The organism is Paraburkholderia sp. J76, assembly GCF_905220295.1.
GTDB lineage: Bacteria > Pseudomonadota > Gammaproteobacteria > Burkholderiales > Burkholderiaceae > Paraburkholderia.
Genome location: NZ_CAJMZJ010000019.1, coordinates 24,115 through 44,035, shown reverse-complemented (window position 1 = coordinate 44,035; position 19,921 = coordinate 24,115). Strand labels below are relative to the sequence as shown.

The 19,921-nt window shown below is 67.5% G+C and carries 18 protein-coding genes; 11 read left to right on the top strand and 7 right to left on the bottom strand.

Annotated features, from left to right (window positions below; translation table 11 throughout):
* Positions 1-103: 103 nt before the first annotated feature.
* On the bottom strand, positions 104-577 hold the full coding sequence (locus U5768_RS28555) for a hypothetical protein (protein WP_322033674.1): 474 nt from the start codon (positions 575-577) through the stop codon (positions 104-106).
* A 295-nt stretch (positions 578-872) separates the two neighbouring features.
* On the opposite strand from U5768_RS28555, the gene U5768_RS28550 reads away from it, so the two are divergent.
* The 3 genes from U5768_RS28550 to panS all read left to right on the top strand — a co-directional run bounded on the left by U5768_RS28550 (position 873) and on the right by panS (position 3,839).
* Positions 873-1,094, top strand: coding sequence for an RNA-binding S4 domain-containing protein (locus U5768_RS28550; protein WP_158758289.1), 222 nt, complete (start codon positions 873-875; stop codon positions 1,092-1,094).
* A 157-nt stretch (positions 1,095-1,251) separates the two neighbouring features.
* Positions 1,252-2,664 carry an MATE family efflux transporter gene (locus tag U5768_RS28545; RefSeq protein WP_322033673.1) on the top strand — a complete coding sequence of 471 codons (1,413 nt, stop codon included), beginning with the start codon at positions 1,252-1,254 and terminating at the stop codon, positions 2,662-2,664.
* Between the two features lie 212 nt (positions 2,665-2,876).
* A complete protein-coding gene (panS, locus tag U5768_RS28540; RefSeq protein WP_322033672.1) occupies positions 2,877-3,839 on the top strand; it encodes a ketopantoate/pantoate/pantothenate transporter PanS in 963 nt (320 codons plus the stop codon).
* Positions 3,840-3,897: 58 nt separating this feature from the next.
* Here panS and U5768_RS28535 read toward each other — a convergent pair whose 3' ends face one another.
* Entirely contained in the window at positions 3,898-4,317 is a 420-nt protein-coding gene (locus U5768_RS28535; RefSeq protein WP_322033671.1) for a DUF2917 domain-containing protein, read from the bottom strand.
* 213 nt (positions 4,318-4,530) lie between these two features.
* On the opposite strand from U5768_RS28535, the gene U5768_RS28530 reads away from it, so the two are divergent.
* A complete protein-coding gene (locus U5768_RS28530) occupies positions 4,531-6,213 on the top strand; it encodes a phospholipase D family protein (protein WP_415913988.1) in 1,683 nt (560 codons plus the stop codon).
* A 68-nt stretch (positions 6,214-6,281) separates the two neighbouring features.
* On the top strand, positions 6,282-7,670 hold the full coding sequence (fumC, locus tag U5768_RS28525) for a class II fumarate hydratase (RefSeq protein WP_322033745.1): 1,389 nt from the start codon (positions 6,282-6,284) through the stop codon (positions 7,668-7,670).
* A 93-nt stretch (positions 7,671-7,763) separates the two neighbouring features.
* Here the strand turns inward: fumC and U5768_RS28520 are convergent, their stop codons facing one another.
* The 3 genes from U5768_RS28520 to U5768_RS28510 form a co-directional block, all read right to left on the bottom strand.
* The gene (locus tag U5768_RS28520; protein WP_415913987.1) at positions 7,764-8,282 is read right to left on the bottom strand and encodes an acyl-CoA thioesterase; all 519 of its coding nucleotides are present in this window, start codon (positions 8,280-8,282) and stop codon (positions 7,764-7,766) included.
* A gap of 110 nt (positions 8,283-8,392) precedes the next feature.
* A complete protein-coding gene (locus U5768_RS28515) occupies positions 8,393-9,418 on the bottom strand; it encodes a GlxA family transcriptional regulator (protein WP_322033670.1) in 1,026 nt (341 codons plus the stop codon).
* A gap of 101 nt (positions 9,419-9,519) precedes the next feature.
* The gene (locus tag U5768_RS28510; protein ID WP_322033669.1) at positions 9,520-9,666 is read right to left on the bottom strand and encodes a hypothetical protein; all 147 of its coding nucleotides are present in this window, start codon (positions 9,664-9,666) and stop codon (positions 9,520-9,522) included.
* A gap of 177 nt (positions 9,667-9,843) precedes the next feature.
* Between U5768_RS28510 and U5768_RS28505 the strand changes: the two genes are divergently transcribed.
* Together U5768_RS28505 and U5768_RS28500 are read left to right on the top strand one after the other, a co-directional pair.
* Positions 9,844-10,566, top strand: coding sequence for a helix-turn-helix transcriptional regulator (locus U5768_RS28505; protein ID WP_322033668.1), 723 nt, complete (start codon positions 9,844-9,846; stop codon positions 10,564-10,566).
* A gap of 164 nt (positions 10,567-10,730) precedes the next feature.
* Positions 10,731-13,199 carry a DUF6600 domain-containing protein gene (locus U5768_RS28500; RefSeq protein ID WP_322033667.1) on the top strand — a complete coding sequence of 823 codons (2,469 nt, stop codon included), beginning with the start codon at positions 10,731-10,733 and terminating at the stop codon, positions 13,197-13,199.
* 94 nt (positions 13,200-13,293) lie between these two features.
* Here U5768_RS28500 and U5768_RS28495 read toward each other — a convergent pair whose 3' ends face one another.
* Together U5768_RS28495 and U5768_RS28490 are read right to left on the bottom strand one after the other, a co-directional pair.
* The gene (locus U5768_RS28495) at positions 13,294-14,265 is read right to left on the bottom strand and encodes a thymidylate synthase (RefSeq protein ID WP_322033666.1); all 972 of its coding nucleotides are present in this window, start codon (positions 14,263-14,265) and stop codon (positions 13,294-13,296) included.
* A gap of 222 nt (positions 14,266-14,487) precedes the next feature.
* Positions 14,488-15,873 carry a sigma-54 dependent transcriptional regulator gene (locus U5768_RS28490; RefSeq protein WP_322033665.1) on the bottom strand — a complete coding sequence of 462 codons (1,386 nt, stop codon included), beginning with the start codon at positions 15,871-15,873 and terminating at the stop codon, positions 14,488-14,490.
* Positions 15,874-16,418: 545 nt separating this feature from the next.
* Here U5768_RS28490 and U5768_RS28485 point away from each other — a divergent pair.
* The 4 genes from U5768_RS28485 (at position 16,419) to U5768_RS28470 (ending at position 19,910) form a co-directional block, all read left to right on the top strand.
* The gene (locus tag U5768_RS28485) at positions 16,419-17,006 is read left to right on the top strand and encodes a hypothetical protein (RefSeq protein WP_322033664.1); all 588 of its coding nucleotides are present in this window, start codon (positions 16,419-16,421) and stop codon (positions 17,004-17,006) included.
* A gap of 121 nt (positions 17,007-17,127) precedes the next feature.
* Positions 17,128-17,628: a hypothetical protein gene (locus U5768_RS28480; RefSeq protein ID WP_322033663.1), complete on the top strand. Its 501-nt coding sequence runs from the start codon at positions 17,128-17,130 to the stop codon at positions 17,626-17,628.
* The gene (locus tag U5768_RS28475) at positions 17,625-18,299 is read left to right on the top strand and encodes a hypothetical protein (protein ID WP_322033662.1); all 675 of its coding nucleotides are present in this window, start codon (positions 17,625-17,627) and stop codon (positions 18,297-18,299) included. The genes U5768_RS28480 and U5768_RS28475 overlap by 4 nt, the downstream gene beginning before the upstream one ends.
* Before the next feature lie 27 nt (positions 18,300-18,326).
* Positions 18,327-19,910, top strand: coding sequence for a cell wall anchor protein (locus U5768_RS28470; protein ID WP_322033661.1), 1,584 nt, complete (start codon positions 18,327-18,329; stop codon positions 19,908-19,910).
* Positions 19,911-19,921: the final 11 nt, after the last annotated feature.

Sequence of the window (19,921 nt, the reverse complement as noted above, 5' to 3'; positions counted from 1 at the left end):
GCCTCGCTGCATCTCGCCCAAACGAAGCGGCGGCCTCCGTTGCCGGAGGCCGCCGCGAGAAAGCGCTGTCGAAGGCAGCGCCTACCGTTGGTTACAGCGATTGTTACTGCGACTGGCCGCCCTGCTGCTGAGCCGACATGCCGTTCATCTGGTCCTTCATTTCCGAATCATTGGCCTGACGGTCGGCCTTGTGGTTGATCTTGGCGTCCTTGACCTGAGCCTTGTACTGCGACTTCGCCTGCTTCTTCGCGTCGCTGTACTCGGCGTTTGCCGACTTCTTCGCGCTGCGGTATTCGGCATTCGCCTCGGCGTTGGCGTTGCGCTTTTGCACCAGCGGGTCAGGCGACTGCGGCGCGGTCAGGTTTTGCGGCGCAGGCGTGGGTTGCGCAATTCCAGCCGCCGCCGGGGCCGGCGCGCCCGGGGGCGTCATCGTCGGGGCTTCGCCGCCGGCCTGTGCCGCGCCCGGCGCCGCGTTTTGCGCCGCGTTTTGCGCATAAGCGCCCTGCGCGAATACGGCAGCAGTGGTCACGGTGGCAAAAGCGGCGGTAGCGGTGAGCAGCTTGCGAATCTGGGTCATGGCGTTATCCTCCTTGCAGTGGTTCCGAAGGCGCTTTTGCAGCGGGCAAAGCCCGCTGGAGCCGCGCCCCCGCTCGACGGCCGCGTCAGGAAACGCGAGCGGCGCTGTCGATCCGGGTGAGACCATTCTGGTATGAAGATCGCCGTGCCGTCCCGCAACGTTACTCACCGTTTCATTTGCTGACGAATTCATAACATCTGACCCCGAGATGTGACAGACGCCGCGCCGGGCCGCCATCGCTTATGATGCTCACCCTTCGCGCGCGCCCCGCACGCCTTCCGAATTTCCATCCGCCATGCCCAACCTCGATTTCACGCTGACCGGCGACTACGTCGAACTGCACAATCTCCTAAAAATCACTGGACTCGCCGACAGCGGCGGCTCGGCCAAGCAGATCGTCGCTTCGGGCGCGGTGAAGGTGGACGGCGAAGTGGAGTTGCGCAAGACGTGCAAGATTCGCGCGGGTCAGGCCGTGCTGCTCGGCGATACGCGTATCGCCATCAAGGCGCACGAGTGAACTCGCCCGGAGGAAGGCCAGCAAGAAGGCTAACAGGCGCCCGCTATGCACCATATTTGAGCGTGCGGATCGACAAGGTCGCTGTCTCGCAATAAGCTTTCAGTTTCGACAGACGATCCCTGCCGCGCGGCGCGCTTTCTCGCGCCGCTTGTTTTTCATGACTCGAACCACCCTTTCCCGCCGCGCCTACGCCGCGCCGCCCACGCTGCGCGGCCACGCCGCCGACACCGCACGCCTCGCCGGCCCGCTCGCAATCGCCCAGCTCTCGCAGATGGCGATGAGCGTGACCGATACCGTGCTGCTAGGCTCGCTCGGCGCCGACGCCCTCGCAGCGGGCGGCCTTGGCGCGAACATGTTCTTCGTGGTGGTGACCGTGCTGCAAGGCGTGCTGACTTCGGTGAGCGTGAGCGTCGCGCAGGCGCGCGGCGCCGATAACGAAAGCCACGTGCCCCACATCTACTGGACCGGTTTCGCGCTGTCCCTGCTGCTCTCGGTGCCGGCGTTCGCGCTGCTCTCCTTCGCGGAGCCGATCCTGCGCGCGCTCGGCGAGCCGACGCTGCTCGCGCATCACATCGGCGAATACACGGCGGTGCTGCGCTGGGGCGCGCCCGCGAGCCTCATCGGCGTGGGGCTGATGCGCTCGTTCCTGCCCGCCATCGGCGCGGCGCGGCGCCTCCTGTGGGTGTCGATTGCGTGCGTGTTCATCAACGGCTTTCTCAATTACGGGCTGATCCATGGGGCATGGAGCCTGCCGCGTCTGGGCTTTCTCGGCTCGGCGGTGGCCACCACGATCACCGTTTGGCTCACCGCGTTCGTGCTGATGGCGCTGCTGCATCTGCGGCCTTCGCACCAGCATTTCGTCGTCGCGCGCCGGCCCACGGCGCCGCTCATGGGCGAACTCTTCACGATCGGCTGGCCGGTGGCGATCACCTATGCGGTGGAAGCGACGCTCTTTCTCGCCACCGGCCTGCTCGCGGGCCTGCTCGGCGCAACGCCGCTTGCGGCGCACCAGATCGCGCTGAACGTCGCCTCCGTTACCTTCATGGTGCCGCTCGCGATCGGGCAGGCGGCGAACGTGCGCGTGGGCTACTGGTCGGGCGCGGGCGTCCCGCGCGCGGCGCGCCACGCGGGCTTCGTCGCGCTCGGGCTCGGCGTCGGCTTCATGACGCTGTCGGCGCTCGTCATGGTGCTCGCGCCGCACTGGATCGTCGGGCTCTATCTGCATCTCGACGACCCGGCCAACGCGCCGACGGTTTCGCTCGCGGCCACGCTGCTCGGCGTCGCGGCAATCTTCCAGATCGTCGACGGCGCGCAGACCGTGGGTTCGGGCTGTCTGCGCGGCCTGAAAGACACGCGCGTGCCGATGCTCGCCGCCACGCTCGGCTACTGGGGCATCGGTTTTCCGCTGGGCTACACGCTAGCGTTCCATTTCGGCCTTGGCGCGCTCGGCCTCTGGTGCGGCCTCGCGGCGGGGCTCACCACCGTCGCCGTGCTCATGACGTGGCGCTTTCACCGGATGAGCCTGCGCGCGCAGGCCGTCGCAGCGAGCACGACGAGCCGCGTGAGTTAAAGCGTTCGCTTAACGGGACGACCCGGGGCCGACCCGGGGCCGGCCCGTGCCGGCGCGAGCGGTTAAAATACGCGCCTGGCGCCGCGAGCGGCGTCCGTCCCACGAGGGCAAGAACACTTTGGAGACAGCGCGCCCCGCGAGCGCAGCCGGCCACCCCGGCGCCGCTCGCCGCGCCGCGACTTATAACGAACCCACTCACGGACCACCCTTTCATGCTTGCCCCGATTACCCGACTTTTCCCGCTCTGGGCCGTCCTCGTTTCTTTGCTGGCCTACTTCGATCCGGGCCTTGTCGCGCCGATCGCGCCGCACGTCACGACGCTCCTGATGATCATCATGCTGGCGATGGGCGTGACGCTCTCGTTCGCCGACTTCCAGCGCGTCTTCACGCGCCCCGCGCCGGTCGCGGCCGGCATCTTCCTGCACTACCTCGTCATGCCGCTCGCCGCGTGGGCCATCGCCAAGGTGCTGCATATGCCGCCCGATCTCACGGCCGGCATGGTGCTTGTGGGCAGCGTGGCGAGCGGCACGGCATCCAATGTGATGATCTATCTCGCGCGCGGCGACGTCGCGCTTTCGGTGACGATCAGCGCGCTCTCGACGCTCGTCGGCGTATTCGCGACGCCGCTGCTCACGCGCCTTTATGTCGATGCGTCGATCGTCGTGGACGTGCGCGGCATGCTCATGAGCATCCTGCAGATCGTCGGCCTGCCGATCGCCATCGGCCTCGTCGTCAACCGGCTCGCGGGCGGCCTCGTGCGCCGCGTCGAGCCGGTGCTGCCGCTCGTCTCCATGGTGTCGATCCTCGCGATCATCGCCGCCGTGGTGGGCGGCACGCACGCGAGCATCGCCACGGTCGGTCCGCTCGTCGCGCTCGGCGTGGTGCTGCACAACGGCATCGGCCTGCTCGGCGGCTACTGGGGCGGCCGCCTGCTCGGCTTCGACGAATCGGTGTGCCGCACGCTCGCCATCGAAGTGGGCATGCAGAACTCGGGGCTCGCCGCCACGCTCGGCAAGCTGTACTTCTCGCCGCTTGCCGCCCTTCCGGGCGCGCTCTTCTCGGTGTGGCACAACCTCTCGGGCTCGGTGCTCGCGGGCTACTGGGCCGGAAAGCCCGCGCGCGGCAGCACGCACGATGCGCAACGTGCCCCGAACGCGACGCCCGAACGCGGCTGAACAACGCGACTGAACAACGCGGCGGCGGCGCGCGGGGCCGCCGCCGTGGTTCCCGCGCTTATGCCACCCGCTCCGGCACTGCGCGGTTTCGCGCCTGCGCCGCCCTCGCAGGCAATCTCGCAGGCAATCTCGCGGGAAACCTCACACGCAATCTCGCCGACAGCCACGTCCGCAGCCGCCCGAAGCACCATTCGTGCGGCTGCGCCGCAGGCTCGACCTCGCTGCGCACTTCGAAGCGCACCGCCTCGCGCCAGCCGCCGATGCGCGCGCGCTCGCCGGGCGCGAGCGGTATTGCTTCGCCCGGTTCGAGCCAGTAATCCCCGGCGTCGCCTTCGACCGTCATCCACACGCGGCCTTCGAGCGCCGCCACCACGCCGCCTTGCGCGAGGCGAATCGTGCGGCAGGCGTCACACGCCACCCACAGCGCCAACGCGCCCGCGGATTCGGCACCGATATCCGCGCGGTTTCCTGCTCCCATGGCGCTCTCCCGTCGTTCAAGATGCGCGCAGTGTCGCCCCGAGAGCGCCACGGAAGTTTCCGGCCGCGCTGAAACGTCAACGGCATGCGGCCCGAAAATTGCAAGGGCAGCAGGCTCGCCCCACAGGGCGGCCGGCCTGCTTCCCGTAGAATCTTCGTCAAGCCGTGCATTGAAAACGAACCGGCACGCGGCGTGCCGCACTGGAGAACCCGCTTGCCCGCGCATCCCGCCCGACCCACCGCCTTTACGCGACGCACGACCAGGCCCCACGCCTCGCCGCGCGCGCCCTTCGCCCTCTTCGCTCCACTCGCGCTCGTGTGCCTCGCGCTGCTCGCGGGCTGTGCCACGCGGCCGCCCGCCAACGACTACCCGCGCGAGACGAGCGCGGCGCTCCCCGCCTCGCAGGCGAGCGCCACACCGCTCGGCGCCGCGCTCGCCGCTCCCGTTGCCGCGCATTCCGGCGAATCGGGCTTCCGCCTGCTCGCCACCGGCCCGGACTCGCTGCAAATGCGTATCGCGCTCGCGCGCGCGGCGACGAAAACGCTCGACATGCAGTACTACATCGCCAACGAGGACGCCACCGGCAAGCTGCTGCTCGGCTCGGCGCTCTACGCGGCCGATCGCGGCGTGCGCGTGCGCATGCTCGTCGACGACCTGAATTTTCACGACATCGATCGCCTGATGGCCGCGCTCAACAGCCATCCGAACATCCAGATCCGCGTGTTCAATCCGTACGGCAGTACGAGCGATTCGATGTACCTGCGCACGCGCAACTTCTTCACGAACGTCGACCAGTTCACGCGGCGCATGCACAACAAGGCGACGATCGTCGATAACGAACTCGCGATCGTCGGCGGCCGCAACCTCGGCGACGAATACTTCAACGCCAGCCCGACGCTCGACTTCCGCGACCTCGACGTGCTCACGGCCGGCCCGGTCGCGCAAAGCGTCTCGGCAAGCTTCGACGAGTACTGGAACAGTTCGATTTCGTACCCCTTGAGCGTGCTCAATCGGCAGAAGTTCGACGCGCACGACCTGGACGCCGCGCGCGACGACCTGCGCAACCATTGGCGCGAAAGCGCCGACTCCTACGACGCCAAGCCGCTCAACGCCACGCCGCTCGCGCAGCAGATCGCGGACAACACGCTTGGGCTCGTCTGGGCGAAATGGGCGTTCGTGGCCGACTCGCCCGGCAAGATCGCGGGCAGCGAGCAAGGCGAGCTGGGCGACGCCATGCGCGCGCTGCTCGATCGCATTCGGCAGGCGCAAAGCAGCGTGCTGGTGTTCTCGCCGTACTTCGTGCCGCACGACACCGGCGTGCAGACCATACGCGCACTCACCTCGCGCGGCGTACGCGTGGCGATCCTTACCAACTCGCTCGCCGCCACCGACGCCGTCGCGGTGCAGGCCGGCTACAGCCCCTACCGCCAGCCGCTGCTCGAAGCCGGCGCCGAACTCTACGAGTTCAAGCCGTTGCAGCCCGAACACACGGCTCAGCGGAATTTCGGGGTGGTCGGTTCGCGCTCGCGCGCGAGCCTGCACGCCAAGGCCTACGTGATCGACGAGAGCACGCTCGTGATCGGCTCGCTCAATCTCGATCCCCGCTCGGCGCGGCTAAACACCGAGCTTGCGCTCACCGTGGAGAGTCCGCAGATCGCGCACCAGGTCGCCGATCTGTTCGAGCGCGCGACCTCGCCGCGGGTGAGCTACCGCGTGACACTCGCGACGCCCGCGCAACTGGCGCAACTTCGCGGCACGGCGGTCAACTCGCCGCTCGTCTGGACCGGCGAGGAGGACGGCATGATCCGCACCTACAACCTCGATCCCGGTGCGGGTTTCTACAGAAATGTCCTAACCGGGCTATTCTTGCTGTTGCCGGTCGATAGCCAGCTTTGAACCGGCTACGAAGCGCGGCTGTGCATTCACCGGAGTATCCAATGACCGCAAGTAACGAAAACGTCCGCATGGAGCGCGACACGTTCGGCGAGATCGCCGTGCCCGCCCAGCAGCTTTGGGGCGCGCAAACGCAGCGATCGCTGCAAAACTTTCGCATCTCGACCGAAAAGCAGTCGCCGGAACTGATCACCGCGCTCGCGACGATCAAGCGCGCGGCGGCCGAAGTGAATCTCTCGCTGGGCGTGCTCGACGAGACCAAAGCGCACGCCATCATGCAGGCCGCCGACGAGATCATCGCGGGCAAGCATGCCGGCGAGTTTCCGCTTGCCGTGTGGCAAACGGGCTCCGGCACGCAGACCAACATGAATCTCAACGAGGTGATTGCGAACCGCGCGAGCGAGATTCTGGGCGGCGAGCGCGGCGAGGCGCGCAAGGTGCATCCGAACGACGACGTCAATCGCGGCCAGTCCTCGAACGACGTGTTCCCCACGGCCATGCACGTGGCCGCCGCCGTGGGAATCGTCAAGCATCTGCTGCCGGCGCTGAAGACGCTGCGCGATACGCTCGACGCCAAGGCAAAAGCCTTCGCCGGCATCGTGAAGATCGGCCGCACGCACCTGCAGGACGCCACGCCGCTCACGCTCGGCCAGGAGTTCTCGGGCTATGTCGCGCAGCTCGATCACGGCATCAAGCACGTGGAATCGTCGTTGCCGCATCTCTACGAACTCGCGCAGGGCGGCACGGCCGTGGGCACGGGCCTGAACGCGCATCCGCAATTCGCGCACAAGGTGGCGCAGAGCATTGCGAAACTCACGGGCGTGCCATTCGTCACCGCGCCCAACAAGTTCGAAGTGATGGCCGCCGCCGACGCCCTCGTATTCGCGCACGGCGCGCTCAAGACCGTGGCCGCGAGCCTCATGAAGATCGCCAATGACATTCGCTGGCTGGCAAGCGGCCCGCGCTGCGGTCTGGGTGAACTGTCGATTCCCGAGAACGAGCCGGGCAGCTCGATCATGCCGGGCAAGGTGAATCCTACGCAGTCCGAAGCGGTGACCATGCTCTGCTGCCAGGTGTTCGGCAACGACGTGGCCGTGAACATGGGCGGCGCGAGCGGCAACTTCGAGCTGAACGTGTTCCGCCCGATGATCGCGCACAACGTGCTGCAATCCATCCGCATGCTCGCCGACGGCGCGCTCAGCTTCAACGATCATTGCGCCGTGGGGATCGAGCCGAACGGCTCGCGTATCGACACGCTGCTCAATGAATCGCTCATGCTCGTGACAGCGCTCAATCCGCACATCGGCTACGACAAGGCCGCGCAGATTGCCAAGAAGGCGCACAAGGAAGGCACCACGCTCAAGGCCGCCGCGCTCGCGCTCGGCCACGTGACGGAGCAGCAATTCGACGAATGGGTGAAGCCCGGCGAGATGGTGGGCAACACGAGCGAGAAGAAATAGGCCTTGTTTGAAGGGCTAAAACGCAAAAGGGCGGCGAGGTTTACACCTTCGCCGCCCTTTTTCATGCTGCCGCGATATCGTCGCGCGTGCGTGTCAAATCTGCCCTTTCGCCACTTCCTCGGGCTTGAGTTCGACGATCGCGTCGAGCGCTTCCTTCACGTCGAGCGCGTACTTCGCGAGGCGCTTCTGTTCGTCCGTTTCCGGCACGTAGGTCGGCACGGGAATCGGGTTGCCGTTTTCGTCGACGGCCACGAACACGATCAGGCAGTCCGTGGTGAGGCGCAACTGCCCGCTCTTCGGGTCGCCGGCATGCACGGTGATGTGAATGTGCATCGAGGTGCGTCCGGTGGCGACCACGCGCGCGCGCAGCTCGACCATGTTGCCGACGAGAATCGGCCGGCGAAAGCGGATGTTGCCCACGCTCACCGTCACGCAATAGCGGCCGGACCAGACCGCGGCGCACGCATACGCCGTCTCGTCGATCCATTTCATCAGCGCACCGCCGTGCACTTTGCCGCCGAAGTTCACCGAAGTCGGCTCGGCGAGGAACCGGAACGTCGTTTCCGAACGGTCCAGCGGCTGGGTAGGCATCTTCTTTTCGGCTTGGCTCATGGCGAAAAGCCGCTTACGGCGGCTCGTATTGTGGGATTGAGAGGCGTCGATTATACGAGCGCAATAAGGCGGACAGCCGCCGCCGCTCTCGAACGCCATCTGCGCTTGCGTCAGCTCGCCGCGAATCGCGCCCGGTAATCGAGCGGCAGCACGCCGTAGCAGCGCTCGAACGCGCGCCGCAGATTCTGTTCGGTGCCGAAGCCGCAGTCGGCCGCAATGCGCTTGAGCGGCCGGCGCGACTGCGCGAGCGCGTGCGCGGCGGCCTCCACGCGCATCGCCGCGACCGTGCGCGCCGGCGTGCGCCCGACCGCATCGACATAACGGCGCGCAAAGGTGCGCGGGCTCATGCGCGCTTCCTCGGCCAGGCGCTCGACGCTCAACTCGCCGTGCAGATTGGCGGCCATCCAGCCGTGCAGCGCGTCGAACTCGCCGCCCGCCGTGGCCTGCGCCGCGAGCGCCTCGCTGAACTGCGCCTGGCCGCCGGGCCGCTTCATGAACACGACGAGACGGCGCGCGGCCTGCATCGCGACCGCATGACCGCAGTCCTCCTCGATCAGCGCGAGCGCGAGGTCGATGCCCGCCGTCACGCCAGCCGAGGTCCAGACCACGCGGCCGTCGCGCTCGTCGCGGATGAAGATCGGCTCGGGATCGACTTCGACGCGAGGGAAGCGCCGCGCAAGCTGGGCCGCGTTGCGCCAGTGCGTGGCGGCGCGGCGGCCGTCGAGCAGGCCCGCCGCGGCGAGATAGAACGCGCCTGTGCAGACCGACGCCACACGGCGGGCGTGCGGCGCAGCCGCCTCGATCCACGCGACGAGTTCGGGTTGCAGCGCGGTGGTGTCGTCGATGGGGACGCCGGGGACGATCAGCGTGTCGATGGTGGCGGGGTCGAGCGAGTCGAGCCGCCCGGTGACGATGGGCATACCCGCGAAGGTGGGCAGCACGCCGCCGGCGACAGAGGCAAGCGTGGTGCGGTAGGCGCAAGGCTCGGCGCCCGGCATGGAGCGTAGGGCGCGCATCGCCAGCTCGGCGCGCCAGAATGCCTCGACGGGACCGCAGGCGTCGAGCAGCACGAGATCGGGCGCGACGGCGAACACGACATGGCGTGCGGCGGCATGGGACGACGGTTGAGGCGGCATGACGGCGAACTCGATGCTGACGATATCGCCGCATCATCGCACGCGCGACGCTGGCAGTCAGGTCAAAGTTGCGTCAAATTCTGCCAGACTCTTGCGGCTGCTCACTTGCGAACTACGACGCCCTCGTCGAGGGTGCCGTACATCGTGATGCCGCTAGCGCTGTTCGATGACGGCGTGGAGCCGCCTGCACAGGCGGCGCACAGGCATGCGATCGCAGCGGCGGCAAAAAGGGCCAGAAAGCGTTTCATGAGGGGCAAACCATTGGCGTGAATGAGCGATTCTAGCGCGCCGCGCTAACCGCATCGAACGCGCATGGGTCGTCTGCAATCCATATTTCATCGTAGACTGAAACGTCGAATCTGCCAGTTCGCTAAAGTGACGATGTGGGCGGCGCCGCCGCCTTCGCAAGCCATGAAGGAGCCGCCATGAATCTCCCCGCCAACGACGAATCGACCCACTTTCCCGGTCTCGCGCGCGTCGCCGCGCTGCTCGCCGATCCCGGCCGCGCCGCCATGCTCTGGGCGCTCATGGACGGCAGCGCGCGGCCCGCGGGCGAACTGACGATGATCGCGGGCCTCTCGCCTTCGGCGGCGAGCGGCCATCTCGCGCGCCTGACCGACGGGGGCCTGCTCGCGCTCGACGTGCGCGGGCGTCACCGCTACTACCGTATCGCCACGCCTGAAATCGCGGCGGCGATCGAGGCGCTCATGAACGTCGCGCAGGTGTCCAATGCCGTCACCGCGCAGCGCCCGGCGCCCCGCCCAGCGCGGACGGTGCCGCTGGAGATGCGCCACGCGCGCACCTGTTACGACCACATGGCCGGGGAAGTGGCCGTGCAGGTGTTCGAGCGTCTCGTGCAAGGCGGCCTGCTGGTGCGCGACGGCGATGCGCTCGAAGCCACGCCCGAGGGCGCCGCGCGCCTCGCGGCCTGGGGCGTGGACGTCGCGGCGCTGCGCGCGCGGCGGCGGCGCTTCGCCTGCACCTGTCTGGACTGGAGCGAGCGCAGGCCGCACCTGGGCGGCGCCCTTGGCGCGGCGCTGCTCGATTCGTGGACGCACAGCGGCTGGATCGAACGCACGAGCCGCCCGCGCGTGCTGCGCATCACGCCAAAGGGACAGCACGAGTTCGAGACGCTGGTCGGCGCGTAAAAGCGCGCGCCGCACCCGCGCCCACACGTTCTGTTACATCTGGTGCATAAGCCTTAACAAATCCGTGCGCATGGAAACAAGCCTGCCGGATACAGTGCCCTGCATGGGACGGCGCTCCGCACTTCAGCGCGCGAGCACCCGATCCCGTCGACAGGAGAACAAGGATGACAACGCGCACACCTACGATCACCGGTTTTCGCCGCACGCCGCGCCGCACGCTGTTCGCGCTGGCCGCGCTCGCGGCGCTGAACCTCGCCGCGGCTCCCGCGATCTTCGCGCAGGAAGCGCCGCCCGCTGCCGCGACGGCGCCTGCGGCCACAGGCGGCGATCCGCCGAGCCGCGTCGCTCGCCTCGACTACACGGCCGGCGCCGTGACCACCGAGCCGGCCGGCGCGAGCGACTGGTCGTACGCGCAGCTCAACCGTCCGCTCACGACCGGCGATCAGCTCTGGAACGACGCCAACGGCCGCTCGGAATTACACATCGGCTCGACGGCGGTGCGCCTCGGCGCGCAGACAAGCCTCGACGTCCTCAATCTCGACGACCAGACGGCGCAGCTCAAGGTGGCGCAGGGCACGCTCTCCACGCGTGTGCGCGAAGTCCCGCCCGGCACCTCGTATGAAATCGACACGCCGAACCTCGCCCTCGGCGTAACGAGCCCCGGCGACTATCGCGTGGACGTGGCGCCCGACGGCAGCACCACGACCGTCACCGTGCGCAGCGGCAGCGTGACCGTATACGGCGAAAACGGTCAGACGCCGATGACGGCCGGCCAGCAGATCCGCTTCGCCGGCACCGACCTTCAGCAGGCGGCAAGCGAGCCGGCGCCGCCGCCCGACGCCTTCGACCAGTGGGCGCTCGCACGCGACGCCGCCGAAGACCGCTCGGTCTCGGCGCGCTACGTCTCGCGCGACATCCCCGGCTACCAGGACCTCGACAACAACGGCACGTGGCGCAGCGATCCGCAGTACGGCGAAGTCTGGACGCCGAACTCCGTGCCCGCGGGCTGGGCGCCGTATCACGACGGCCACTGGGTGTGGCAGGCGCCGTGGGGCTGGACATGGGTCGACGACGCCCCTTGGGGCTTCGCGCCGTACCACTACGGCCGCTGGGCGTACGTCGACAATTCGTGGGCCTGGGTGCCCGGGCAGATGGTCGAAAGCGCGCCGCCCGTTTATGCGCCCGCGCTCGTGGCGTTCGTCGGCGACGGCAGCGGAGGCGGGGGCGCGGACTGGGGCGTCAACCTCGCCGTGGGCGGCATCGCGGCCGCGGGCGTCGCGTGGTTCGCGCTCGGGCCGGGCGAGCCGTGGCATCCGCACTGGGGCGGCTGGAGCCCGCACTACTACGAGCGCGTGAACCAGACTGTCGTCGTCAACAATTACCGGCGCGACGTCAACGTCACGAATATCAACGTTCGCAACACCTATGTGAACTATCGCGCGCCGGGCGCCGTCACGGCCGTGCCGGCCACGGCGTTCGTGCACGGTCAGCCGGTGTCGCGTTTCGCGCAGCATGTCGATCCGCAGCAGTGGCGCAACGCGCGCATCGATCCGGGCACGCCTGGCATCGCGCCGGTGAAGGGCAGCTTCGGGCCCAGCATGCGCCGCGCCGACTACCGGCCGCCCGCGACGCTCAACCAGCGCCAGATCGTCGCCACGCGCGCGCCCGTCGCGCCGCCCGCGTTCCACGACAACCTCGCGCAGCGCTTCGCCCATGCGGGCGGCACGGTGCCGGGCGCGGGCGCGCCGGTGGTGCGCGTTTCGGCGCCCGCGCATGCGCCCTCCTCGCTGTTTTCTCCGGCTGCGCATGGCGCGTGGCCCGCGCAGAACGTGCGCGTCGTGCCGCCGCATTCGCCGGTGCTGGGCGCGGGCGGCAGGCCGGGTGGCCCGCAGGCGCAAGCCAGCCGTCCGGGCGTGCCTGGCGGCGCGCCCCAGCCCGGCGCCGCGGCCGCCAGCGGTATGCAGCACGGCCCCGAACATGGCCAGCCGGGCGTGCCGGCCAACGTCGCGCAGGAACATGGCGTGCCGCGCCCGCCCCAGTTTGCCGGTCGTCCGGAAGGCGGCGCCCCCGCGGCCGGCCAGCCGGGTCCCGGCGCGATGAATGCGGCGAACGCGGCGCGCGGCGAAGCGCACCAACCGGCATGGACGCAGCCGCACGCGCCGATGGCTACGCGTGGCCAGCCGGGCGGCAACGAGGCAGGCAGACCGCCTGCCGTGGCGATGCAGGAGCAGCGCGACCCGGCGCGCGGCCAGCCCCAGGCGCAACCGCAGCCACGCATGCCCGAGCCGGCAGCGGCGCAACACGGTCCGCAGATGCCGCCGCAAGCAGAGGCGCGGCAACCCGAGGCGCGGCCGGAGTTTCATCCGCAGACGCAAGCCCAGCCGCAACCGCGTGCGGAGATTCACGCGCAGGCGCAGCCGCGTCCGGAATTCCATCCGCAACCTCAGCCGCAGCACGCCGAAGTCCATTCGCAACCCCAACCGCAGCCGCACCCGGAGTTCCATCCGCAACCTCAGCCGCAGCAGCACGCGGAGGCCCGCCCGCAGCCCCAACCGCGTCCGCAGCCGCAACCGGCGCCTCATCCGCAAGAGCGCGCAAGCGGCAACAACCACGACGATCACCACCACGGCTGATCGCCGCTCCATTAACGACAAAGCCTGCGAACGTCGACGTTCGCAGGCTTTTTTTCATCGCGCGGCAAGCGCCGCTAACGCGAATGCAGGCGCCTCACACCGCCATCGGCGCGGTGAGCGGTTCGTGATGGCGGTAGTCCACGAGCGAGAAGTCGGACGGCTCGACCTTTTCGAGCCACTCCGGCTCGTAGACGCCAGTCTTCGCATACTCGGGCACGCGCTCCGAGATGGCCAGACGCGGGCTCGCATACGGCTCCCGGCGCAATTGCTCGCCCAGCATGTCGAGCTGGTTCTCGTAGATGTGCGCGTCGCCGATGAAGTACGTGAACCAGCGCGGCGTATAACCCGTCAGCCGGCCAACCAGGTGCAGCAGCACCGCGCCTTCTGTCAGATTGAACGGCGTGCCGAGACCCACATCGTTGCTGCGGATATACAGGCACAGCGAGATTTCGCGCTTCGTCGGGTTCGGCAGGAACTGGTACAGCAGATGGCACGCCGGCAGCGCGATCTCTTCAAGCACCGCCGGATTCCAGCCGTGAAACAAAATCCGCCGGTCGGTCGGGTTGCTCATGATCGTGTCGAGGCACTGGCGCAACTGGTCGACCGCCTTGTAGAGCAGCACCCTGGCGCGACCATCTTCGGTAAATTCCGCCACGCGCGCGTAGCCGCGCGACTGCGCGTCGGCGAGCTGCGCGCCCGCGTGTGCGTCGAGCACCTTGTAGGCCGGCCAGCGACGCCATTGCACGCCGTACACGTCGCCCAGGTCGTCCGTGCCCTGGCGGTACGGATTGGCGAGCCACTGGGCGTTCTCGTTCGCGTTGGCGTCCCACACCTTGCAGCCAAGCGCCCGGAAGTCGGCTGCGCTGCGCGAGGCGCGCAGGAATCCGATCAGCTCGCCCACCGCCGACTTGAACGCGAGCTTCTTCGTCGTCACGGCGGGGAAGCCCTCCTGCAGGTCGAAGCGCAGCATGGCGCCCGGCTGGCTGATCGTGCGAATGCCGGTGCGGTTCTCCTGCCAGGTGCCGGTGTCGAGAATCGAGCGGACGAGCTCGAGATACTGTTTCATGCGCGGTTCCCTCGTCGGGCACGGAGCGCCCGGTTCGGATTCAGGATGGAAAAGAAGGATTTTACCCGGCGCGCGCGTCCGCAGCCGGCCGCGCAGAAAGCGCGAGCCCATGAGGAAACGGGGACGAGGGCGAAACGCCCGCAGGGCGGGCTACGACGAGCCCGCGCGAATGCTCGCGGCGCAACCCCGATCCCGTTCAGGCGAGGCCCGCCGCCGCAAGCCTCAACCGCCCGACGCGAGACCGCCCGGATGCGGCGCGAGCGGCTCGCTTTCCATGTGGCGCATGCCATGCGCGCACAGCAGCCGGTACAGCGTCACGCGCGAGATGCCGAGTTCCTGCGCGGCATCGCCAAGACGGCCGCGATGGCGCAGCAGCGCGAGTTCGATCGCCTGGCGCTCGGCGGCTTCGCGCGCCTGGGCGAGCGAGACCGGCACCACCTCGACGTAATCGCCGAGTTCGAGATCGCGCGCCGTGATCGCACGGCCCTCCGACATCACGATGGCGCGCCGCACGCGGTTGATCAGCTCGCGCACGTTGCCGGGCCAACTGTAGTTATGCAGGGCCGCAATGGCGTCCGGCGAGAAGCCGCGCAAGCGGCGGCTGCCGTCCTTTTTGAAACGCTCTAGCATGTGGCGCGCGAGCAACTCGATGTCCTTGCCGCGTGCGCGCAGCGGCGGCTCGTCGATCTGCAGCACGCACAGCCGGTGATACAAGTCCTGACGGAAGCGCCCCTCCACCATCGCCGCGCGCATATCGACGTGCGTGGCCGAGATGATGCGCACGTCGACGGGAATCGACTGATGGCCGCCCAGACGCTCGATCTTGCCTTCCTGCAGAAAGCGCAGCAGGCTCGCCTGGCTTTCCATCGGCAGGTCGCCGATTTCGTCGAGAAAGAGCGTGCCGCCGTTGGCCGATTCCACGCGTCCGATCTTGCGCTGGCTCGCGCCCGTGAACGCGCCGCGCTCATAGCCGAACAGTTCGGACTGCAACAGATGCGGAGGAATGGCGCCGCAGTTGATCGGCACGAACGGGGCGCTGCGGCGCGACGAGCGCTCGTGGATCGCGACAGCCGTGAGTTCCTTGCCCGTACCCGACTCGCCCGAAATGAACACCGGCGCGTCGGTCAGCGCGACCTTGCGGATCGAGCGGAACAGCGCAAGCATCGCCTCGCAGGAACCGACCATCTCGCCTTCGGTGCCGCCCGTGGTGTCGTTCGAGGCGACTTCGCCGAGCGAAACCATGCCGTACGCGTGGCCGACGGAATCGACGATGCGGTCGCCGTTCCAGGGCACCGTTACGTAATCGAAACAGTAATCGCGCACCAGACGGCGCAGCGTTGCATCCTGCAGTTGGCCGGTCGTGGTGGCGGCGACCCAGCCGACATTGGGCAGCGTGAGGCAAGGCTCGAACGAGCCGATCTCATGCAGATGAAATTCACTCGACAGATCGAGCAGGCCCCCAGCCGGCATACCCGCGCGAAGCGCTCGCCGCGCGTCCCGGGCATTGCCGACGATCTCCACCTGCCAGCCACGCTCGTGGAACCGCTCGTTCAACGCTTCGACCGGTTTTCGCGTCACGTACACCAATTGCCGCGTTGCAGGTTCCATTATTCAGATCCTCTTGCCAACACCATCGTTTGGGAATGACGGCACGCACCTGAATGTACAGACACGCAGCAAAAAGCCACTTCCGCGTACCTGAAAAACAGTGAACGCGCTGCTTTGCTGACAGTGAATCCCCGAGTTGTGGCGTGTGTGTCAACTTGCCCGGTTGCAGGCTTTTTCTTTTAGGCGTTACGGCTTTTTCTGAAGCTTACTATAGCCTCGTGGCACTTGGATAGAATTTATGCAATAGGAATGGATAAGGGACTGATGGAAATGTTTCCACTATTTTTCCGCTTATTTTGTCAGTGCAGAAATAATTACGGATGTTTTCATTCTCTGAATACTTAAGCGTGTCACGCGCAAACGTTCTCGTTTGAAACCGTATGGCATTCCAAACCGGTTTAAACGGGCTCACGTTTCAGCGCTGAAACATTTTGGCGAATATCCGCCATTCAAACTGTGCAGAAAATAGTGCGGTTCGAAGCGTATCAATGGATTGCGGGCGATGGCACACGTTTCGCTAAATGTCTCGCATCAGGAGATACGCCATGCGATTCAACATCCAGCAGGTCCGGCGCAGTGTCATCGGCTACGGCAGCGCATTCGCCGTCATGCTCGTTCCCGCCGCCCTCTTCGTCCTCTCGCCCGCTGCACGCGCACAGGCACTGGACGATGCGCCTGCCGCCCCCAACGCCGTTGTCAGCGCCACAGTGAGCGCCGCACAAGTCGCGCCGGATGTCGTTCCTGCAACACCTGAAGCCCCCCTTTCCACCATCGCTTCCGCCATCGTTCCCGCCACGTTCGCCGTGAATACGCCGGCCGATGACGCCAGCGCAACCGGCACGGACGCGAGCGGCACCGTCGCCGCGGCCGCCAGCGCGCAGGCGCCGGCCGACCCTGTCGTCGCCGGCAACGACGGCGTGTTCGCGGGCATCGGCTCGCTCGACGACCAGACGCTTTCGCGCCAGCGCGGGGGCGCTGTCGGAATGGTGATGGTGGCCGCCACGCAGCAACTGATGCGCGGCAACAACAGCGTGACGCTCTGGGACGAAATCGCGCCGCCCACCCCGCTGCCGATCCCCGTCGACGCCACGCAGAACGCGCAGGGCAACCTCGCGAGCTACACGAGAAAGTAACGATGAGATAGCACCCGCGCCGCTTGCGGCGCGGTGTCCGGCTAGCGGCGCGCATCGCGCAGCCAGGACGAAAGGACCGGACGGGCGCCACGGCGCCGACTCCGGCCAGGAGGAGACCAGCATGACAGTACGCAACTCGACGCGCGGCGCACGCCGCCGTTCGGCCCGGCTCATGGCCGCCCTGTGCGGCGCGCTGGCCGCGGGCGTCGCGGCAGGCGCCGCCGCCCAGCAGGTCACGAACCCCGGCGACATCATCGTCGAACGTGACATCACGCCGCGCAGCGCCTTCGACAACGTGCCGAAGAGCCAGGACCCGGTGCTCGTGCGCGCCACGACCTTCCCCAAGAACAGCTTCGATCCGGCGATGGCGACGCTCGTCAACGACACGGATCTCACCAACGCGCACGGCTCGAGCGGCGTGAACGCGAACGGCGCCTTGAGCGCGCAAACCGCCGGCGTCCAGGCGCTCAACCGCATTCTCACGGGCAGCGCGACCGGCGCGAACGTGGCGGCCGGACCGGGCGCGAGCGCCGGCGTCGGCGCGGGCCTGGGCGGCACGATTTCCTCGACGATCACCGGCGCGCTCGCCCCGCTCACGGGCGCCATGGGAGGCATGAAATGAGCCGTTCGATCCAGACGCCGCGCACCCCGCGCACCCCGCGCACCCCGCGCACGCTATGCACGTTACGCACGTTACGCGCGGCGCTTCAGGGCGCGCTCGCGTGCGCGGCCGCTCTCGCCTTCACGGGCGCCGCGCAGGCCCAGGTGAGCGTCGGCGCGACGGCCAGCATCGCCCCGGGCGCCGCGACTTCGACGACGGGCGCGCTCACGGTGAACGAAACCGCGGGTCTCGACAACGCGCAGGCCAACCAGTTGACGATCACGAACGGCAACGTGGCGGTCAACGTGAACAGCGACGACCAGCTCGCGAGCGTCACGGCGCGGCTCAAAGGCGCGAGCGCGACGATAGGTGCAGGAGCTTTTGCAAACACGAACGGCGCAATGATGGTGAATCAGTCGGCGGGCGTGGGCAATGTCCAGCGCAACAGTGCTCTCATCGGCAGTGGTGCGATTGGTGTAGTGGCGGTCTCGGACGGCGAATTGTCCGCAGCGGCTGCTCAAAACGGCAGTCCGGGGCAAATGGCCCAGGCAGGGGGCATTCGTGAGGTACGCATCGACAATGCGGCATTCAGGAATGCGACGGGCCTCGTGCAGGTGAACCAGACAGCCGGCGCCGGTAACGCTACGGCAAACAGTTTTGTGCTCCGTCCCCCGGCGGGCACTCTTTTCTAACTGACCACTCAGTATCGGAGCGAAATCATGAAGCGCACCCTCATAGCAGCGGCAGTTCTCGCGTCGGCGGCCGGCTCCGCTTACGCAGTTCCATCGAATATGGCGTATCTGTTCAACGCCACGGGCGTATCGGAAGGCGTCGGCATCGAAGGTTATGTCACCCTGTTCGGCTGCGTCTCCGTTTCGAGCACCGCCGGCGCCGTCATCAACAACAGCCAGACCACGGGCGGCGGCACGCTTCTTCCGCAGGCGCAGAGCTACGTGAGCGGCAACGTCACGACGACGTTCAACAACACGAACGCAAGCGTGACGGGCACCGGCACCAACTCGTCCTACAAGTATTCGAACGCGAGCAATACGGGCATGTCGTCCTCGTCGAGCAGCTCGTCGCATACGCACGATGTCAATGCGTCGACGACGAAAGCTTCGTCGAGCAGCTCGACCTATGGCAAGACGCTCAACGCCAGCGTGAACGCGAACTATCACGTGTCCACCGACAACGGCGGCACGCACGACCATACGACCGCGAGCACGTATAGCGACACAGGCAACGCGGCGCTCGGCACGAGCTACAGCAGCGTGGGCAACAACACGTCGACGAAGTCGCAAAGCGGCAACGGCGACCTGCAGGCCAATGCATCGTGGTCGCACAGCGGCAACCGCAGGAACGGCTCGGCCGGCGTGGATCTCAGCGGCTCGGAAAGCACGTCGCATACGACGACCAACTCGCATAACAACAGCGACACGACGAACGCCGGCGCATCGTGGGCCCTGAACAACAACAGGAACACGAGCAACAGCTCGACCACGGCCAATACGGCGTATGCCGACGGCACGGGCAGCGCAGCACTCACGGCCAGCGTGAACGGCACCAGCTCGAAGACGAAGAATTCTTCGGACACCTACGCGCACACGTACAGCACGTCGAGCACGAGCGCGGATTCGCACGAGCATTCGTCGTCGAGAAGCTCGAGTTCGAACAGCGGCTGGGGCTACAACGTGAGCGACACGCTCAACACGGTCGACGAGCGCACCACGGGCTCGGTCACGCAGCACTACAACACGCAGGCGGCGGGCACGCTCAACGCCACCACCGGCAGCGGCGCCGCGACGAACGTGACGGGCAACCTCGGCGTGAACATCGCGGAAGGCATCAACAACGCGCAGAGCAACGATGTCGCGCTCGCTTCCGTCGACATGGGCAACGTCTTCGGCAACGCGCAGATCTTCAACAACCAGGCGTCCAGCGGTTCCGCCACGGTGAAGAACTTCAATCTGAACGCGTCGGTCGGCGACGGCTCGCTCGCGGGCGTCTCGGGCAACGTCGGGGTGAACGTCGCGTCGGGCGTCGGCAACGCGCAGAACAACAGCCTTGCCGGCTCCGTGACGACGGCAACCCCGGGCGCCTACTCGACGGTTGCGATGGTCGCGTCGGATAACAACGTGCAGAACGCGGGCATGAGCGCCACCGGCCAGTTCCAGGGCACGGCCAGCCTCGGCGCGAATACGCTCACCGGCGCGCAAGGCAACATCGGCGTGAACATTGCCGGCGGCATCGGCAACCTGCAGCACAACGGCATGGCCATTGCCGCGATGAACAACGGCCACTAGGCACGGCAGGC

What these genes read in the sequence shown, in the direction of transcription:
- U5768_RS28555 (WP_322033674.1), bottom strand. Translation starts at nt 577, where the DNA reads ATGACCCAGATTCGCAAGCTGCTCACCGCTACCGCCGCTTTTGCCACC.
- U5768_RS28550 (WP_158758289.1), top strand. Translation starts at nt 873, where the DNA reads ATGCCCAACCTCGATTTCACGCTGACCGGCGACTACGTCGAACTGCAC.
- U5768_RS28545 (WP_322033673.1), top strand. Translation starts at nt 1,252, where the DNA reads ATGACTCGAACCACCCTTTCCCGCCGCGCCTACGCCGCGCCGCCCACG.
- panS (WP_322033672.1), top strand. Translation starts at nt 2,877, where the DNA reads ATGCTTGCCCCGATTACCCGACTTTTCCCGCTCTGGGCCGTCCTCGTT.
- U5768_RS28535 (WP_322033671.1), bottom strand. Translation starts at nt 4,317, where the DNA reads ATGGGAGCAGGAAACCGCGCGGATATCGGTGCCGAATCCGCGGGCGCG.
- fumC (WP_322033745.1), top strand. Translation starts at nt 6,282, where the DNA reads ATGGAGCGCGACACGTTCGGCGAGATCGCCGTGCCCGCCCAGCAGCTT.
- U5768_RS28520 (WP_415913987.1), bottom strand. Translation starts at nt 8,282, where the DNA reads ATGAGCCAAGCCGAAAAGAAGATGCCTACCCAGCCGCTGGACCGTTCG.
- U5768_RS28515 (WP_322033670.1), bottom strand. Translation starts at nt 9,418, where the DNA reads ATGCCGCCTCAACCGTCGTCCCATGCCGCCGCACGCCATGTCGTGTTC.
- U5768_RS28510 (WP_322033669.1), bottom strand. Translation starts at nt 9,666, where the DNA reads ATGAAACGCTTTCTGGCCCTTTTTGCCGCCGCTGCGATCGCATGCCTG.
- U5768_RS28505 (WP_322033668.1), top strand. Translation starts at nt 9,844, where the DNA reads ATGAATCTCCCCGCCAACGACGAATCGACCCACTTTCCCGGTCTCGCG.
- U5768_RS28500 (WP_322033667.1), top strand. Translation starts at nt 10,731, where the DNA reads ATGACAACGCGCACACCTACGATCACCGGTTTTCGCCGCACGCCGCGC.
- U5768_RS28495 (WP_322033666.1), bottom strand. Translation starts at nt 14,265, where the DNA reads ATGAAACAGTATCTCGAGCTCGTCCGCTCGATTCTCGACACCGGCACC.
- U5768_RS28490 (WP_322033665.1), bottom strand. Translation starts at nt 15,873, where the DNA reads ATGGAACCTGCAACGCGGCAATTGGTGTACGTGACGCGAAAACCGGTC.
- U5768_RS28485 (WP_322033664.1), top strand. Translation starts at nt 16,419, where the DNA reads ATGCGATTCAACATCCAGCAGGTCCGGCGCAGTGTCATCGGCTACGGC.
- U5768_RS28480 (WP_322033663.1), top strand. Translation starts at nt 17,128, where the DNA reads ATGACAGTACGCAACTCGACGCGCGGCGCACGCCGCCGTTCGGCCCGG.
- U5768_RS28475 (WP_322033662.1), top strand. Translation starts at nt 17,625, where the DNA reads ATGAGCCGTTCGATCCAGACGCCGCGCACCCCGCGCACCCCGCGCACC.
- U5768_RS28470 (WP_322033661.1), top strand. Translation starts at nt 18,327, where the DNA reads ATGAAGCGCACCCTCATAGCAGCGGCAGTTCTCGCGTCGGCGGCCGGC.